The organism is Yersinia sp. KBS0713 (assembly GCF_005937895.2).
GTDB lineage: Bacteria > Pseudomonadota > Gammaproteobacteria > Enterobacterales > Enterobacteriaceae > Yersinia > Yersinia bercovieri.
The window spans coordinates 3,639,970-3,655,737 of sequence record NZ_CP042173.1 but is presented as its reverse complement, the minus strand read 5'-3'; the positions used below and the strand labels follow the sequence as shown (position 1 = coordinate 3,655,737).

The following is a 15,768-nucleotide window of genomic DNA, read 5'->3' as shown; positions in this document are numbered from 1 at the left end:
GAGTGGCTGGCGCGGATTAATAGCATGGAGGCGAATTATCAGCGAGCCGGAACCCGTGGCGCCTATGCCTCGGGTGTTGAAGCGGGTAAACTGCTGTTTGAGTTTGGCGGCTACGCTGTGGGTATTGGCGGGTTAGCTAAAGGGGGCGTGCGCTTTGCCAGCGGGCAGATAGAGAAGTTTGCGGGGCCAGGAAAATCACTAGCTGAAATCGATGAAGTTACCCCAGTATGGCGCCCTGACCACAGGCAGTCAGAAGTTGATATAGGGAAAGATTTGGGGGATGGATGGCGTGAGCAAGTCTCTTTCAAAGATGGTCAGGAAGTTGCTTATGGCACTAAAGGCAGTGTTCGTCCAGATTGGTGCTATGGCAATGTTTGCAGTATCGAAGTGAAAAATTATAACATTGCCACAAACAAAAATGGTTTGATTAATAATGTTGTTACGCAAGCAATTGAAAGGAAAAAGAACCTTCCCATAGGGATGAGACAAGAAGTTGTTATTGATATTCGCGGACAAAATGTAACGGAAAATCAAAAAAACATGATCATTCAAGGTATTGTCCAGAAATCTAATAAGATCATCAGTCCAACAGATATAGGGTTTAAAACGAAATGAAGAATGTAGGCTTTCATGGTGGACATACAGTTTATGAGCATGGTCCTGCTGCTGATATGATTGTTTTTTTTCAGTGCATAGCTCTCTACGGAAAGAATATTCAAACTGATTATGATTTTAGCTTATTAACAGACCGTCTTTATCGTCGTTATCTGAGAGAAAGCGAGCTTATTCCCGCCATGGATCTTATGTCTACTGTTGAGTCTTTATTTTGTAAAATTCCAAGTAATACAGCTAACTGGATAATGATGGGAGTCGATTTTGAATTAACTAAACTAGATATTAATCAACCCACATTAAATCTTGTATTTGTAGACTATTTTCATCATTTTTATGAGGCTAAAGAGTCTGCTGAATCATTTTTGGATATATTCAAAATTTATCAACCAGTAAAAATAGTGATTACTGAATTGCCTTGGTTTATAGAAGACAAAAACCGTCCTCTTGAGCAATATGATGCTCTTGGTCCTGATGATCCACCATTTTGGTTGCGCTAATATAGATCCCAGCCAGCGTGCTGGGATTTTTATTATGTGTACTTCTTGCTAGAGAACAGAACTCTTATCCGGTGATGTTATCGCACTGATATCATCGGCCCACAGGAGTGGCAGGAGCGGCAAGCGCAACTCAGCCGTATCGCGGGCGCTGTTGCCGGGGCGTTAGTCACCGGAAGAGCAGAGGGAGCCTACAGTGGTGCGAATGCTGCCGAATTGGTCGAGCGGTTTAACCGCCAATTACATCTGGCGGAAGTCAAGGCTGTTAACGAGCTGGCGCAAGGTAACCATGTTAAACAAGAGCGCTTTCTGGCTGCATCCTGTAGACAAGTCAATTGTACTGCACAAGAGTCATTAAATTCTGCTGAGCGAGCACGGGCTGAGACGTTAATGGCGAGGTATCCTGATACGGCAGAAGAAGAGGGTATTTTAACCCGCTATTGGATACAAAAAGAAAAACAACGTTTTGGCCATTACCCTGCTTTTACTGGTGTTGAACAGATACAATTATTTACCTACACTGAGACAGATAAGCTTTCTGATAGTCAGCTTTTCGCCAAAAATCAGTGGGTTGAAAATGCCAGTAATATCACAGGCTGGTCTAAAGGGACAATAGAAGCCCTTGGGTTGTCGATATCTTTGGCGGGAACAGTTAGGGGTAAGGCTGGGCAAGTAGTTTCAACTTATCCGACAGGAATTAGCTTTAATATCAATCAGAAGGTTCATCTAGCTAAGTTTGACGGGTTTACACAAAAAACAGGCATTAAAGGGGCTCATAATGCAGATGAGTTTTATTCTGCGGTAATCCAAAATGATGTGAAAATTGTGAGTAGTACACCAAGTGGGATCAATGGTATTACTCAAGTTAAATACCAAATACCTGCATATGATCGGGCTGGAAATATAATTGGATATAAATCGACTGAATACCCTAAGACAATTTATGACCCAAAAATTTTCTCTGATCAAAAAATACTAGAGCTTGGTCAACAAGCATCAAGCCATGGATATAAAGATGCTATATCTAAAGGGTTAAGGCAGTATGACAGTACTGCTGGCGGCGTTACTTTTAGAATATATATAGATCGAGAAACGGGTACTGTTCGAAATTTTCATCCCAAATAAAATGGAGGCGTTAATGAAAGAACTCTTTGGGCAACCATATAACGAATCAGAACCATATTGGGTTATAAAAGGTTATTTTGACAGGATGTATAATGATGATACTTTTTTGGATGCAGTAAGTAGCATGGTGAAGAGAGTTGGCTTTAGCTGTGATGGTGCCTACTGTAATTTCCCCAATATGGATAGCTATTATGAGGAAGAACACTTTGATGGTGTTGAGTTTGCTTATGGCTATCCACCGGAAGAAGACGATACAGTTATTGTAAGTGAAGACGTCTGTTTCGAATATGTCAGATTAGCCTGTGAAAAGTATCTTCAACTCCATCCGGAAGATATAAATAAAGTCAATACGTTACTTGCTCAACTCTCTTAATCAAACATCCCGGCTAAAAACCGGGATTTTGAAGCTTGGCATTATCAACAGTCAAATCCCAACATTTCAGTTTACCCATCGGATTCATTGCTGGTAGCGCATTAGGGGGATTTATCCAATAAGTTCAAAGAGTTGGGGAGTCAGTCATCAGTTAAATCACTGGTCACCTCAATGGCGATTGGCGGGGCGCTGAGTGGATTTGATGGGCTGATGGGGTGGGAAAAAGCTGCCGACGGTGTCAATGCCGCCAAATTACCGCGTCTGAGCCAGGGTGACTGGAGCAAGGTCGCCCAGCGGGTGGCCGGTCAGTCGATTATCAGTTCCAGCCTGAACACCGCCATTAATGGTGGCAGCTTTAAAGATAATCTGGCCACGGCATTACTAACCAGTGTGGGGTCTCAGTTGCATGCTGAGGGCGCTAATTTAATCGGCAATAATGGCGAATTATCAGCGGGCCGGAACCCGTGGCGCCTATGCCTCGGGTGTTGAAGCGGGTAAACTGCTGTTTGAGTTTGGCGGCTACGCTGTGGGTATTGGCGGGTTAGCGAAAAGCGGTGTACGCGTTGCCAGCAGGCAGATAGAGAAGTTTGCGGGGCCAGGAAAATCACTAGCTGAAATCGATGAAGTTATCCCAGTATGGCGGCCTGACCACAGGCAGTCAGAAGTTGATATAGGGAAAGATTTGGGGGATGGATGGCGTGAGCAAGTCTCTTTCAAAGATGGTCAGGAAGTTCCTTATGGCACTAAAGGCAGTGTTCGTCCAGATTGGTGCTATGGCAATGTTTGCAGTATCGAAGTGAAAAATTATAACATTGCCACAAACAAAAATGGTTTGATTAATAATGTTGTTACGCAAGCAATTGAAAGGAAAAAGAACCTTCCCTCAGGGATGAGACAAGAAGTTGTTATTGATGTTAGGGGACAAGTTGTGACCGCTAAACAACAAGCTGAAATCAGACGAGGTATCGTTGAAAAATCAAACGGTGCAATATCCATTTCATCGGTAAGGTTTAAGGCAGAATGAGACACATAGGATTTAGCGGAGGAGCTCTTACAGTCGAGCTAGGTACAGTTAATGATGTTGCATTGTTTTTTGAGTGTTTGAAATTTTTTACTGAGTGGAAATATCCAAAACAAAACTGGCACCTTTTAACCGATAGATTTTACAAGCGTTATCTAAGGAAGGGAGAAGTATTGGCTGCCAAGGATCAGATGATGCAAGTAAGGCAGCTATTCGCAGAACTGCCAAGCTCATTTGTTGAAGGGGGTAAGATTAATCAAGTGGATAATGAAAGCAGTAAGCTAAATCCTGAACTGTTGACACTTGCTGATGTTTTTTCACATTACTTTAGTGCATTCTTCGAATGTATTGAGTCTGCAGAAGTTATGTTCGAAGAATTTAAATCCTATCCTGGCTATCAATATGAGCCATTAAAAGTAGTGATTACAGACATGCCCTTATATTTAGATGATCAACATCGGTCATTAGATAAATATGATGCTCTTGGTCCTGATGATCCACCATTTTGGTTGCGCTAATATAGATCCCAGCCAGCGTGCTGGGATTTTTATTATGTGTACTTCTTGCTAGAGAACAGAACTCTTATCCGGTGATGTTATCGCACTGATATCATCATATTCTCGCAGCAGTGGCAGGTTAAATCCGAGCATCAGGCCAACTAACGATCACGTAATCTTGCCGATCAGTTAACTGATCGGCAATGCGGCTAAGAACCGGATTTTAAAGTCTGATATTACCCGCAACTTATTACACTTCTGGCATGTTGCGGCCATAGTAGATTTCCTGCATTTCTTTGTATAACAGGCGGGTAATACGTTCTCGCTCTTCCGCACTCAGCTCTTCTGGCTTGGCATTAAACAGGTAATGCTTCAAATCGAAATCTTTCAGCATCATCTTGGTATGGAAGATATTTTCCTGATAAACATTCACATCCATCATGTGATAAAGCGACTTCATATCATCTGACATAAAGTTCTGAATCGAGTTAATTTTATGATCAATAAAGTGTTTAACCCCGTTGATATCACGGGTAAATCCGCGCACCCGATAATCCATGGTGACGATGTCGGACTCCAACTGATGGATCAGGTAATTCAGGGCTTTTAGCGGTGAAATTACCCCGCAGGTCGAGACTTCGATATCGGCACGGAAAGTGCATAGCCCCGCTTCAGGGTGACTTTCTGGGTAGGTATGGACGCAGATATGGCTCTTGTCCAAATGCGCAACCACCGCATTTGGCAGCGGGCCGGGGTGCTCTGAGGTATCGACATCACGAGGATCGACCGGCTCTTCGCTGACTAAAATGGTGACACTGGCACCCTGCGGATCGTAATCCTGACGCGCAATATTCAATATATTGGCACCAATGATTGAGCAGGTTTCACTCAAGATCTCGGTCAGGCGGTTGGCGTTGTACTGTTCGTCAATGTAGGCGATATAGCCGTCGCGGTCGTCTGCGGTTTTGGCATAACAAATATCGTAAATACAAAAACTCAGGCTTTTCGTCAGGTTGTTGAAGCCATGTAGTTTAAGCTTGGACAATTTGGTTCCGCTCCTTATGGATTATCAACACGGGCCGTTAAGGCATTCAACAGATATTGTGGCAGTGCGAAGCTGCCGACATGAATGGCTGGGTTATAGTAACGGCAAGTTAGGCCCGCATCGGCAAAACGTTGTTGCAGTGTGGCCTGATCTAACTGACGCAGCGAGGGATTTTGAGTCGCCCAAGCGAACGTCATAATGCCACCGTAATAGGTTGGAATGGCGGCCTGATAAAAACTGACATCGCTAAAATAGTGGCTAAGCTTATTGTGGCTGTCGACCGCTTCATCTTGTTGCAGGAAGCAAACGCCGTTTTGCGCGACAAAAATACCACCGTCGTTCAGGCTACCGGCGCACCCTTGGTAGAAAGCAGAGGTGAACAGGCTTTCTCCTGGGCCGATGGGGTCGGTGCAGTCAGAGATGATGACATCAAATTTTTCCGTGGTTTGATTGACGAAGTTAACACCATCATCAATCACCAATGTGAAGCGGGGATCATCATAGGCACCAGCACTGTGATTCGGTAGATATTGGCGGCAGAACGCCACCACACCCGCGTCAATTTCGACCATGGTAATTTGGTCGATATTTTTATGGCGGCTGACTTCACGCAGCATTGCACCGTCACCACCACCGATGATCAGCACGCTCTTCGCCTGACCGTGGGCCAGTATAGGGACGTGAGTCATCATTTCGTGATAGATAAATTCATCACGCTCGGTGGTTTGCACCACGCCATCTAAGGCCATGACCCGACCCAGCACGGGGTTCTCAAAAATCACCAGATCCTGATGCTCGGTTTTTTCGCGGTACAGGACATTCTCTACTGAAAAGTACTGGCCGAAGTTGGCATGTAATGTTTCATACCATAGTTCTTTCTGTGACATGTTCGGGGCTTCTCCTTCGCAGTAACAGCCATGAAAAATGGGGGGCAACATCATAGCCAACTCTGCCTGAGGTTGCACGGCGGAATTCCAGACTGAAAGGATAAAGGTGGGATCGCTAGTTAGCGTAGGCCAATAAACTTAAAGAGTCACGGGCCAGAGACTTACATTTGGTTGGAATGGGGATGGCAATACCACGTAGGTCTCGATAGCTATCTTCACCTAACGCTTTCATATTAAAACTATTGTAGTTACGCAGGTCCCAGCGATTTTGTTGGGCAAAATAGACGATTGCCCGCTTGATTTCATTATTGGGTAAATCGTTGTACCCACAATCATTTTTTAGATAGACGAATACCGCAGTCAGATCCGCGAGATCTTCTGCTTCAGATTCACTTAATGCAGAGCTGGCAGATGAGAATCCGCACAGAGTAAGCAGCAGCATAACTAACGTTGTTCTTTTCATAGCGGAAACAGGCTTGTTCATTGTTAACAGACGTTATCACACTGTGATGCCACAATGTAAACAATATTACATTGGGGATGATTCACAGAGTGATTGATTGCACCTTGACCTTCCTGTTAGGGGAGGGTTTATGCTCGCGCATAATGCTGTTTTTTTGCCACTTAGGCACTCACCCGCGATAACTGCTGACTTTTCATCAGTATTTATCGGCTATCACGAATGGAGACGACCATGCATCGCCGTGATTTTATCAAATTAACGGCAGCTCTTGGAGCCGCCACTTCACTGCCTTTATGGAGCCGCGCGGCCTGGGCCGCAGATTTTTCACCACTGCCTATCCCGCCACTGCTCCAGCCGGACGCCACTGGCAACATTAATCTGAATATTCAGACCGGCACTATGGCTTGGCTGCCATCTGCTGCTACCCAAACTTGGGGCTACAATGGCAATTTACTGGGGCCAGCCATTCGTTTATCACGGGGCAAGCCGGTCACCATCAATGTCACCAACTCCCTACCGGAGGCGACGACGGTGCATTGGCACGGTCTGGAGATCCCCGGCGAAATGGATGGTGGCCCGCAGGCGCTGATTCAGCCCGGTGCAAAACGTCAGATCACATTTACCGTCGAACAACCGGCGGCTACCTGCTGGTTCCACCCTCATACCCATGGTAAAACCGGCCATCAGGTGGCGATGGGGTTAGGCGGTTTGGTACTGATTGATGATAGTGATAGTGAAAAACTGCCACTGCCGAAACAGTGGGGTGTTGATGATATTCCGGTGATTTTGCAGGATAAATTACTGGGAAAAGATGGCCAGATTGACTATCAGCTGGATGTCATGACCGCCGCTGTTGGCTGGTTTGGTGACCGCATGTTCACCAATGGCGCACATTATCCGCAACAAATTACCCCGCGCGGTTGGGTGCGATTAAGGCTACTCAATGGTTGCAACGCCCGCTCACTAAATCTGGCACTGAGTGATGGCCGCCCCATGTATGTCATTGGCAGTGATGGCGGGCTACTGGCGGAGCCGGTGGCGGTAAAAGAGTTGCCAATTCTTATGGGGGAGCGTTTCGAAGTGTTGGTGGATACCTCGGATGGCAAGGCCTTTGATCTGGTCACCCTACCGGTGAAACAGATGGGCATGACGTTAGCGCCCTTTGATAAGCCGCTGCCGGTATTACGTATTCAGCCTTCACTGACGGCAGGGAGCAAGGTGCTGCCGGATTCGCTGGTGGTGGTGCCTGCGCTCGCCGATGTTAGCGGTTTGCAGGAGCGTTGGTTCCAACTGATGATGGACCCTAAACTGGATATGCTGGGTATGCAGGCGCTGATGAGCCGCTATGGTATGCAGGCGATGGCTGGTATGAGCATGGATCACGGCACTATGATGGATAATGGCAACATGGCGGGTATGGATCACGGGAATATGAAAGGCATGGATCATGGCGCGATGAAAGCCGCCCCCGCCTTTGATTTCAGTCATGCCAATATGATTAACGGCAAAACATTCTCAATGAGTGAAGCGGCGTTTGATGCCAAACAGAGCAAATACGAGAAGTGGACGATTTCCGGTGAAGGCGACATGATGCTGCATCCATTCCATGTCCATGGCACGCAGTTCCGTATTTTGACAGAAAATGGTAAGCCGCCAGCAGAGCATCGCCGTGGCTGGAAAGATACTGTGAGGGTGGAAGGGGCGCGCAGTGAAATTTTAGTGCGCTTTAATCATCTGGCACCAGCCAGTATGCCTTATATGGCGCATTGCCACCTGCTGGAACATGAGGACACCGGCATGATGATGGGCTTTACTGTCAGTGCTTGAGTTAATCCCCGGTAAGGTTGCCGGGGATGCTCCGTTTGTCGGTGGGTCAGCCCGTCGCAACCTGACACGGGCTATGGTAAACTCAGCGGCTTTCTTCCGGCATCCAACGTAAAAAAGCGACGTTAATACCTATGAAACACACCGTAGAAGTCATGATTTCCGAACAGGAAGTAAAAACCCGAATTGCCGAGTTAGGCCGCCAAATCTCTGAACACTATCGCGATAGCGGCAGTGAAATGGTGTTGGTTGGGTTACTCCGTGGTTCATTTATGTTTATGGCTGATTTATGTCGTGCCATAGATGTTTCTCATGAAGTCGATTTTATGACGGCCTCAAGCTATGGCAACGGCATGAGCACCACCCGCGATGTGAAAATCCTGAAAGATCTGGATGAAGATATCCGTGGCAAAGATGTGCTGATTGTTGAAGATATCATCGACTCCGGTAACACGTTGAGTAAAGTCCGTGAGATTCTGCAACTGCGCGGCCCGAAATCATTGGCTATCTGCACCTTGTTGGACAAACCAGAGCGCCGCGAAGTACAAGTTCCGGTTGAGTGGGTTGGTTTCGCCATCCCCGATGAGTTTGTGGTGGGTTATGGTATCGATTATGCGCAAAGATACCGACATTTGCCGTATGTGGGTAAAGTGGTGATGTTGGACGAGTAATCGGCTACTGCGAATTTAGGCAACAAATCTAGCGGAATTTATTGATGGGAGAGGGCGCGTATAAACGTACCCTCCCATAGACTAATTAGTCTTCTTTGTTATTTTGCTGTAACAACTCGGCCATGGCTTTACGGTACACCATTTCAAGGCTGCCCAGACTGGTGGCGGACACTTCTAAATCACGTAGCAAGCCATCTTCAATACCATATACCCAGCCGTGGATCATGGCTTTCTGCCCGCGCTTCCACGCCGAGCGAACAATGGTAGAATGACCCAGGTTGTACACCTGCTCTACCACATTGATTTGGCACAACACATTGCTGCGCTCCTCTTGCGGCAGTTCACCTAGCAGCGAGCTGTGCTTATACCAAAGGTCGCGGATGTGCAGTAACCAGTTGTCAATCAGCCCCATCTCCTCGCCTTTGATGGCGGCTTCAACACCACCACAGCCAAGGTGACCACAAATAATGATATGTTCTACTTGCAGAACATCGATGGCGTATTGAACCACGGACAGACAGTTCAAATCGGTATGGATAACCAGATTGGCAACGTTACGGTGAACAAATAATTCGCCGGATTTCAAGCCGGTAAGCTGCTCGGCTGGGACGCGACTATCGGAACAGCCAATCCACAGGAAACGGGGTTTCTGGGCTTGCGCCAGGTGCTCAAAAAAATCAGGATTGTCTTTACTGATGGTGTTTGACCATGTCCGATTATTCGCGATGAGCTTTTCTATTTCTTTCATGAATGTAAATAGCCTGTAATGAACGGATTGCGATAGGATAATATACGGCAAGGATTAGGATTTTGAAATCGGAACTGTGGTTCCTGTGATTGCGCAATTTTATCTGCGTAACATCTTCTCGGTGTCTGTTTGGTTCCCCTCTGCCAGCTGTGATCCGCCTCGACGAAGGTGGGTTAAGCAAGCCATTATGTGCTGCGACGCCGAGATACCCATTGAATAAGGTTCTTTTTTACTTATGACATATGCACTGGAAATAACGCAACTGACCAAAACCTATGCAGGTGGCGTTCAGGCACTGCGTGGCATTGATCTGCGCGTAGAGGCAGGCGATTTTTATGCTCTTCTTGGGCCTAATGGTGCAGGTAAATCCACCACCATCGGCATTATCAGTTCATTGGTGAACAAAACATCGGGCAAGGTGACGGTCTTTGGCTACGACATCGATCAAGATATCGTGAATGCCAAACGTCAGCTCGGGTTAGTGCCGCAGGAATTTAACTTCAATCCCTTTGAAACGGTATTGCAGATTGTGGTAACCCAAGCGGGATATTACGGTGTGACACGGCGCGAAGCCCTGCAACGTGCTGAAAAATATCTTAGCCAGTTGGATCTTTGGGGCAAACGTAATGAGCGTGCTATTCGTCTGTCGGGCGGGATGAAGCGCCGTTTGATGATTGCTCGCGCCTTGATGCACGAACCTAAATTGCTGATCCTTGATGAACCTACCGCAGGGGTGGATATTGAGCTACGCCGCTCTATGTGGGGCTTCCTGAAAGAGCTGAATGCACAGGGGACAACCATCATTCTGACCACCCACTATCTGGAAGAAGCTGAGATGCTATGCCGCAATATCGGCATTATCCAGAATGGTGAGCTGGTGGAAAATACCACGATGAAACAGTTGCTTGGTAAACTTGAATCCGAAACCTTTATTTTTGATCTGGCGATTAAGAGCCCACTTCCTAAGCTGGAAGGCTATAGCTATCGTCTGACGGATACCTCAACGCTGGAAGTCGATGTTAAACGTGAGCAGGGGCTGAATGGTCTATTCAGCCAACTAAACGCACAGGGAATTCAGGTACAAAGTATGCGCAACAAGGCTAACCGTCTGGAAGAGCTATTTGTCACCTTGGTTAATGGCAACGGGGGAGAGAAAGCATGACCCGCCTGTATTGGGTAGCATTACAGAGTATTTGGATCAAAGAGATCACGCGTTTTGCCCGTATCTGGATCCAAACATTGGTGCCACCGGTGATTACCATGTCGCTCTATTTCGTTATTTTCGGCAATCTGATTGGTTCCCGAATTGGTGATATGGGCGGTTTTGATTATATGCAGTTTATCGTGCCCGGCTTGATCATGATGGCGGTGATCACGAACTCCTATGCCAACGTGGCGGCCTCCTTTTTTGGCGCAAAATTTCAGCGTAGCATTGAAGAGCTGCTGGTGGCGCCAGTGCCAACCCATATCGTGATTATCGGTTATGTCGGTGGCGGGGTGGCACGTGGGATCTGTGTCGGTATTCTGGTCACGATAATCTCACTGTTCTTTGTGCCACTGCATGTCCACTCCTGGTCAATGATTGCGCTGACATTAATGCTGACGGCGATAGTCTTTTCTCTCGGTGGATTGTTGAATGCGGTATTTGCCAAAACATTTGACGATATCAGTTTGGTGCCCACTTTTGTGTTGACGCCATTGACCTACCTAGGGGGGGTATTTTACTCGCTATCCCTCTTGCCGCCTTTCTGGCTAGCGGTATCGAAGCTTAACCCTATCGTATATATGATCAGTGGTTTTCGTTATGGATTCCTCGGCATTACCGATGTGCCGCTGGTGTTTACCATTGGTGTGCTGGTGGTGTTTATTGCGATATTTTATGCTTGGGCTTGGTATCTGATTGAGCGTGGTCGCGGCCTGCGCACCTAATCACCTTCGGCCTTGGCCTTGGCGTTGCAGCAGTGTTGGCTACCTTCACTTGCTGTAACGCCAATATAGTTTTGGTGTGGCTCGTAAATAAATAGTGAGTTAATTGTTGTTAATGCTGGAATTTAATCGTAATAAATAATGTCCCCGTCTAATATCGCCTTTCTCAACTCTAAGTGTCTCGTGCTATGCTGGCGCACCAGATTTTCCCCTTTTCAATTCAGCGCCGAATGCGCATAAGTAGAACGATAATGTGGTATAAAAACAGAATAGCTATTGGGATGCTACTCGGTGTTGTCATGTCGGTAATGATACCGGCGACCCATGCAGATCTCTTGCCTGATGAATCGGTACTTGTACCTAAATATATGGTTGCGCAGCGTGATAGCGAAATATATTCGCTGGTCGGCGAGCGCGTCATTCCCGTCGGTGAGATAAAAGAAGACCAACTTATTCAGGTTTCGCCTGCGGCGGCAGAGTACTACGAATTTAAATTTGGTAACGGCATTGGCTTTATTGATAAAGGCGATTTACGCGATATCAATAAGGCACGAAAAACCAACGATATTCTGGGTGATTTGAATAAACCGCTGCCGAATCAAAATATTCTGATCAAGCGGGAAACGGCGGTTTATCTCGCGGCAAATGTCGACAGTGAGCAATTTGCGACCCTGGTAGATAACCTGCGCTACCCGATTGTGGGTAAGCTGAAAGATCGTTTAGGTAATACCTGGTATCAGGTCAATATTGGCGATCGCTTGGGATATGTCAGCAGTGTCGATGCTGAAATAGATAACGGCATTCCGATTCTGACCTATCACCACATGTTGAAAAATGAAGAAAATAAACGTTTTCTGAATACCTCAACCACCACCTCTGATGCGGCTTTCAGCAACCAGATGACCTATCTCAAGCAGACTGGTTACGACACCATTTCGCTCTATCAGCTTGAAGGTTATATTAATAACAAGATTAACCTACCGGCAAAAGTCGTGGTGCTGACATTTGACGATGGTCTTAAATCAGTTCATCGCTATGCTTATCCGATTTTGAAAGAGAATGGTTTCCGTGCCACGGCGTTTATTATTTCATCGCGCATTAAACGCCACCCGCAGAAATGGAATCCTGACTCATTACAGTTTATGAGTATTGCTGAACTAAAAGAGATTCAGGATGTATTTGATATTCAGTCTCATACGCATTTTTTACATCGAACTGATAATAAGCGTAACCCCATTTTATTGAGTCGTTCTTATCACAATATTGTTTTTGATTTTGAACACTCACGCCGGGCGCTATCTCAGTTTAATCCCCATGTGATTTTTCTGTCATACCCCTTTGGCGGGTTTAACCAAACCGCCATTGATGCGGCAAAAAATGCAGGTTTCCATTTAGCGGTCACCACCATGCAGGGCAAGGTAAAACCGGGCGATAATCCATTTACCCTAAAGCGGCTCTATATTTTGCGCACTGATTCAATCCCGACCATGGCAGAGCGCATTGCCAATGAACCCGGTCAGGTTGCCCCTGCCCCTGCGGTGATGGAGTCTGATTAGCGGCTTGTTAGTATGATGGTGATATGAAAAATGGCGCTCTAACGAGGCGCCATTTTTTATCTTATAAAGTCAGTCATTCGGCTGGTGAGCGAAGGGGGTTTAGGCGACCTGAACCGGCACGGCCTTAGCTTTGCGCTGCAACTGATTCTCACCTTCAAAATAGGCCACTTTCGGGTGGTGCAGGCGGGCATCAGCATCAGACATCTGCACATAAGAGCAGATAATCAGTTTATCACCGACACAGGCGCAGCGCGCAGCAGCACCATTCACGGAGATAATCCGTGAACCGCGCTCGGCGGCGATCGCATAAGTAGAGAAACGCTGACCATTATCAACGTTATAAATATCAATGGCTTCATATTCCAGAATACCTGCGGCTTCCAGAAAATCCTGATCAATAGCGCAGGAACCTTCATAGTGCAAATCAGCTTGAGTGACTTTGACCCGATGCAGTTTGCCTTGCAACATAGTACGTATCATAACTCTTACCTTTGATCCCGATTAAGCCTGGTACCAGATTCCATCATCAACTGATCCCGAGAGAAGCGCTCAGTTTTGCTGATTTTATATCACTTGTCTATGACGATGCGGTGAAATCAGCGCTCTACCAATATTTACCGCGCTAACCAATCCTCACCGCACTAACAAATATTCACCACATATAGTTAATCGCGTAAATCAACCTGCTGATTATCGATCAGCCGTGCTTTGCCTAGCCAGGCTGCCATCAGAATTACCGCGTGTTTGCTCTCTACGGTCAGTGGTTGTAAGGTGTTGGCATCGCGGATAAATAGCTCATCCGGCGTAAAACCGGCGCTGCGTAACTGCTCCGCGGCGTCAAACAGCAAATCATCAATCTGCCGTTCACCTGCGCTCAGCTTCTTGGCCAGCGCCTGCATTATCTTATTGAGCTGCGGCGCAATTTTGCGCTCTTCAGCCGTCAAATATCCATTGCGGGAGCTTAGTGCCAGGCCATCTTTAGCGCGAACAATCGGGACGCCAACAATATTGATGTCATAGCCCATATCCGCCACCATTTTGCGGATCAGCGCTAACTGCTGATAATCTTTTTCGCCAAAACAGGCCACATCTGGCTGCACCAAATTGAACAATTTGCTCACGATGGTTGATACACCACGGAAATGACCGGGGCGGCTGGCCCCTTCCAAAATAGTCGACAGCGCCGGAACCTCAACATAGGTCTGGCTTTCCAGCCCTGCGGGATAAATATCATCGGCTGCGGGGGCGAATACCAAATCAACGCCGTGGCGGGTCAACTTCTCGCAATCTTCCTGCAAGGTGCGCGGGTAGTGGGCCAAATCATCGGGGCGCTCAAATTGCAGCGGATTGACAAAAATAGTCACTACCACCACATCAGCGCGGGTTTTGGCATCTTCCACCAAGGTCATATGCCCTTGGTGCAGGTTGCCCATGGTGGGCACCAGTGCCACGCGCTTGCCCTCTTGACGCCAGCGGCGGATCTGCTGGCGCAGCAGTGGTAGGGTTTCGATTATCAGCATTATTTCCTCCGGTATACCCGTCATCTTTCAAGTTGCAGGTGTGTTGTCTGCACTCGTTCACCCGAATCACATTACTAATGTAAGCTCATCGGGATTCTCTTGCTTGCCGCCTTCCTGCATCTCGAAATCTATTCGGGTATAAATAGGGTGTAATAGCAATATTTAAGCAGTAAAAGTTTATTGGAATGTGTGCTCTTCAGCAGGGTAGAGAGCACTTTCAACTTCTTGAATATACAGCTTAATGGCGGCGCGAATGTCACCTGCGCTTTGTGCTAAGAAGTTTTTGCTGAATTTTGGGGTATGGCCGCCAGTAATGCCCAGTGCATCATGCATAACCAGAATCTGACCGTCGGTGACATTCCCCGCACCAATACCAATCACCGGAATAGTTAGCCCCTCGGTCACCCGCTGCGCCAACTCTACTGGCACACACTCCAATACCAATAATTGCGCACCGGCATCTTCAAGGGCCAATGCATCTTTAATTAGCTGATTTGCCGCGACCTCTTCTCGCCCTTGCACTTTGTAACCACCAAAAATATTGACTGATTGCGGCGTTAGCCCCAAGTGCCCACAAACCGGAACTGCGCGCTCTGCCAACATGCGAACGGTATCGCATAACCAGCTACCGCCTTCCAGTTTGACCATATTGGCCCCAGCGCGCATCAGCTCTGCGGCGTTAGTGAACGTTTGCTCCGGTGTGGCATAACTCATAAACGGCATATCAGCCAATAACAGGCAATGAGGCGCACCACGGCGCACGGCACGGGTATGGTAGGCCACATCCGCGACGGTAACGGGCAGAGTTGAATCGAACCCTTGTAACGTCATACCGAGCGAATCACCCACCAGCAGCACCTCAATACCTTGCTCGGCGAATAACTGGGCAAAACTGGCATCATAGGCAGTCAGTGTGGCGAACTTACGCTTATCTTGTTTCCATTGGCGTAACTGGCTTATGGTGGTGGCTTTCATCGCGCTTTCTCCTGAAATAGGGGGTTAA

Annotated in this window: 17 protein-coding genes and 1 pseudogene; 11 read left to right on the top strand and 7 right to left on the bottom strand. The window is 47.1% G+C overall.

The window, feature by feature from the left end; all coding sequences use genetic code 11:
• Positions 1-611: 611 nt before the first annotated feature.
• The 6 genes and pseudogenes from FFE93_RS17480 to FFE93_RS17450 all read left to right on the top strand — a co-directional run bounded on the left by FFE93_RS17480 (position 612) and on the right by FFE93_RS17450 (position 4,146).
• On the top strand, positions 612-1,112 hold the full coding sequence (locus FFE93_RS17480; RefSeq protein WP_054872215.1) for a hypothetical protein: 501 nt from the start codon (positions 612-614) through the stop codon (positions 1,110-1,112).
• Between the two features lie 213 nt (positions 1,113-1,325).
• Positions 1,326-2,234, top strand: coding sequence for a CdiA family toxin C-terminal domain-containing protein (locus FFE93_RS17475; RefSeq protein ID WP_276530253.1), 909 nt, complete (start codon positions 1,326-1,328; stop codon positions 2,232-2,234).
• 13 nt (positions 2,235-2,247) lie between these two features.
• The gene (gene cdiI / locus FFE93_RS17470) at positions 2,248-2,607 is read left to right on the top strand and encodes a ribonuclease toxin immunity protein CdiI (RefSeq protein ID WP_138775672.1); all 360 of its coding nucleotides are present in this window, start codon (positions 2,248-2,250) and stop codon (positions 2,605-2,607) included.
• Between the two features lie 105 nt (positions 2,608-2,712).
• A pseudogene (locus FFE93_RS17465) lies at positions 2,713-3,054 on the top strand (DUF637 domain-containing protein); the annotation flags it as partial.
• Positions 3,044-3,631, top strand: a complete 588-nt coding sequence (locus FFE93_RS17455) for a hypothetical protein (RefSeq protein WP_261369022.1) — start codon at positions 3,044-3,046, stop codon at positions 3,629-3,631. The pseudogene FFE93_RS17465 and the gene FFE93_RS17455, both read left to right, overlap by 11 nt.
• Positions 3,628-4,146, top strand: coding sequence for a hypothetical protein (locus tag FFE93_RS17450; RefSeq protein ID WP_072083714.1), 519 nt, complete (start codon positions 3,628-3,630; stop codon positions 4,144-4,146). Before FFE93_RS17455 ends, FFE93_RS17450 begins: the two co-directional genes overlap by 4 nt.
• A gap of 229 nt (positions 4,147-4,375) precedes the next feature.
• Here FFE93_RS17450 and speD read toward each other — a convergent pair whose 3' ends face one another.
• The 3 genes from speD to FFE93_RS17435 all read right to left on the bottom strand — a co-directional run bounded on the left by speD (position 4,376) and on the right by FFE93_RS17435 (position 6,520).
• Positions 4,376-5,170 (bottom strand): adenosylmethionine decarboxylase, encoded by a 795-nt coding sequence (gene speD, locus FFE93_RS17445; protein WP_005276549.1) that lies wholly within the window; start codon positions 5,168-5,170, stop codon positions 4,376-4,378.
• Between the two features lie 14 nt (positions 5,171-5,184).
• Positions 5,185-6,057 carry a polyamine aminopropyltransferase gene (gene speE / locus FFE93_RS17440; RefSeq protein ID WP_049599732.1) on the bottom strand — a complete coding sequence of 291 codons (873 nt, stop codon included), beginning with the start codon at positions 6,055-6,057 and terminating at the stop codon, positions 5,185-5,187.
• A 115-nt stretch (positions 6,058-6,172) separates the two neighbouring features.
• Positions 6,173-6,520: a YacC family pilotin-like protein gene (locus FFE93_RS17435; RefSeq protein WP_049599731.1), complete on the bottom strand. Its 348-nt coding sequence runs from the start codon at positions 6,518-6,520 to the stop codon at positions 6,173-6,175.
• A gap of 231 nt (positions 6,521-6,751) precedes the next feature.
• Here FFE93_RS17435 and cueO point away from each other — a divergent pair, with 231 nt between their 5' ends.
• Both cueO and hpt read left to right on the top strand, forming a co-directional pair.
• Entirely contained in the window at positions 6,752-8,347 is a 1,596-nt protein-coding gene (gene cueO / locus FFE93_RS17430; protein ID WP_138775670.1) for a multicopper oxidase CueO, read from the top strand.
• Between the two features lie 131 nt (positions 8,348-8,478).
• Entirely contained in the window at positions 8,479-9,015 is a 537-nt protein-coding gene (gene hpt, locus FFE93_RS17425) for a hypoxanthine phosphoribosyltransferase (protein WP_049599727.1), read from the top strand.
• A gap of 85 nt (positions 9,016-9,100) precedes the next feature.
• On the opposite strand, the gene can is transcribed toward hpt, so the two are convergent.
• Positions 9,101-9,763, bottom strand: coding sequence for a carbonate dehydratase (can, locus tag FFE93_RS17420; protein WP_004875073.1), 663 nt, complete (start codon positions 9,761-9,763; stop codon positions 9,101-9,103).
• Positions 9,764-9,998: 235 nt separating this feature from the next.
• On the opposite strand from can, the gene FFE93_RS17415 reads away from it, so the two are divergent.
• The 3 genes from FFE93_RS17415 (at position 9,999) to FFE93_RS17405 (ending at position 13,245) form a co-directional block, all read left to right on the top strand.
• Positions 9,999-10,925, top strand: coding sequence for an ABC transporter ATP-binding protein (locus tag FFE93_RS17415; protein ID WP_005276542.1), 927 nt, complete (start codon positions 9,999-10,001; stop codon positions 10,923-10,925).
• Positions 10,922-11,692, top strand: a complete 771-nt coding sequence (locus tag FFE93_RS17410) for an ABC transporter permease (protein ID WP_032898323.1) — start codon at positions 10,922-10,924, stop codon at positions 11,690-11,692. Before FFE93_RS17415 ends, FFE93_RS17410 begins: the two co-directional genes overlap by 4 nt.
• Before the next feature lie 248 nt (positions 11,693-11,940).
• Positions 11,941-13,245: a polysaccharide deacetylase family protein gene (locus FFE93_RS17405; RefSeq protein ID WP_005276539.1), complete on the top strand. Its 1,305-nt coding sequence runs from the start codon at positions 11,941-11,943 to the stop codon at positions 13,243-13,245.
• Positions 13,246-13,344: 99 nt separating this feature from the next.
• On the opposite strand, the gene panD is transcribed toward FFE93_RS17405, so the two are convergent.
• The 3 genes from panD to panB all read right to left on the bottom strand — a co-directional run bounded on the left by panD (position 13,345) and on the right by panB (position 15,740).
• On the bottom strand, positions 13,345-13,725 hold the full coding sequence (gene panD, locus FFE93_RS17400) for an aspartate 1-decarboxylase (protein ID WP_005156780.1): 381 nt from the start codon (positions 13,723-13,725) through the stop codon (positions 13,345-13,347).
• A 185-nt stretch (positions 13,726-13,910) separates the two neighbouring features.
• Positions 13,911-14,765: a pantoate--beta-alanine ligase gene (gene panC, locus FFE93_RS17395; protein WP_005276533.1), complete on the bottom strand. Its 855-nt coding sequence runs from the start codon at positions 14,763-14,765 to the stop codon at positions 13,911-13,913.
• 177 nt (positions 14,766-14,942) lie between these two features.
• Positions 14,943-15,740, bottom strand: coding sequence for a 3-methyl-2-oxobutanoate hydroxymethyltransferase (gene panB, locus FFE93_RS17390; RefSeq protein ID WP_005276531.1), 798 nt, complete (start codon positions 15,738-15,740; stop codon positions 14,943-14,945).
• Positions 15,741-15,768 lie beyond the last annotated feature (28 nt).

Excerpts from the sequence above, each read along its gene's own strand:
- FFE93_RS17480 (WP_054872215.1), top strand. The coding sequence starts at position 612 with ATGAAGAATGTAGGCTTTCATGGTGGACATACAGTTTATGAGCATGGT.
- cdiI (WP_138775672.1), top strand. The coding sequence starts at position 2,248 with ATGAAAGAACTCTTTGGGCAACCATATAACGAATCAGAACCATATTGG.
- FFE93_RS17455 (WP_261369022.1), top strand. The coding sequence starts at position 3,044 with ATGGCGAATTATCAGCGGGCCGGAACCCGTGGCGCCTATGCCTCGGGT.
- FFE93_RS17450 (WP_072083714.1), top strand. The coding sequence starts at position 3,628 with ATGAGACACATAGGATTTAGCGGAGGAGCTCTTACAGTCGAGCTAGGT.
- speE (WP_049599732.1), bottom strand. The coding sequence starts at position 6,057 with ATGTCACAGAAAGAACTATGGTATGAAACATTACATGCCAACTTCGGC.
- FFE93_RS17435 (WP_049599731.1), bottom strand. The coding sequence starts at position 6,520 with ATGAAAAGAACAACGTTAGTTATGCTGCTGCTTACTCTGTGCGGATTC.
- cueO (WP_138775670.1), top strand. The coding sequence starts at position 6,752 with ATGCATCGCCGTGATTTTATCAAATTAACGGCAGCTCTTGGAGCCGCC.
- hpt (WP_049599727.1), top strand. The coding sequence starts at position 8,479 with ATGAAACACACCGTAGAAGTCATGATTTCCGAACAGGAAGTAAAAACC.
- can (WP_004875073.1), bottom strand. The coding sequence starts at position 9,763 with ATGAAAGAAATAGAAAAGCTCATCGCGAATAATCGGACATGGTCAAAC.
- FFE93_RS17415 (WP_005276542.1), top strand. The coding sequence starts at position 9,999 with ATGACATATGCACTGGAAATAACGCAACTGACCAAAACCTATGCAGGT.
- FFE93_RS17410 (WP_032898323.1), top strand. The coding sequence starts at position 10,922 with ATGACCCGCCTGTATTGGGTAGCATTACAGAGTATTTGGATCAAAGAG.
- FFE93_RS17405 (WP_005276539.1), top strand. The coding sequence starts at position 11,941 with ATGTGGTATAAAAACAGAATAGCTATTGGGATGCTACTCGGTGTTGTC.
- panD (WP_005156780.1), bottom strand. The coding sequence starts at position 13,725 with ATGATACGTACTATGTTGCAAGGCAAACTGCATCGGGTCAAAGTCACT.
- panC (WP_005276533.1), bottom strand. The coding sequence starts at position 14,765 with ATGCTGATAATCGAAACCCTACCACTGCTGCGCCAGCAGATCCGCCGC.
- panB (WP_005276531.1), bottom strand. The coding sequence starts at position 15,740 with ATGAAAGCCACCACCATAAGCCAGTTACGCCAATGGAAACAAGATAAG.